1 protein-coding gene is annotated in these 249 nt (G+C 42.6%); it reads left to right on the top strand.

Annotated elements, in window-relative coordinates:
- The coding region (locus LJE09_RS19365; RefSeq protein WP_227311645.1) for a MobA/MobL family protein at window positions 1-249 on the top strand (249 nt) is incomplete at both ends.

Genomic DNA, 249 nt, shown 5'->3' with positions numbered 1-249 from the left:
TGAAGATTGAAAAAAATGCAGATGCCCAACTTGGCAGGTCATTTGAATTTGCCCTCCCCAAAGAATGGAGCAGACAGGAACAAATTCAATATACAACCGACTATATCCAAAAAACTTTTGTAGATAGAGGAATGTGCGCTGATTGGAGTATCCACGACAAAGGGGATGGCAACCCCCATGTCCATCTGCTTCTAACTATGCGTCCTTTTAACCCGGATCATTCTTGGGGAAAGAAAGAAGTCAAGGATT

This window comes from Blautia sp. DFI.3.45, assembly GCF_020593505.1.
In the GTDB taxonomy this organism is placed as follows: Bacteria; Bacillota; Clostridia; order Lachnospirales; family Lachnospiraceae; genus Blautia_A; species Blautia_A wexlerae.
This window is presented reverse-complemented; position numbering and strand designations above follow the sequence as displayed.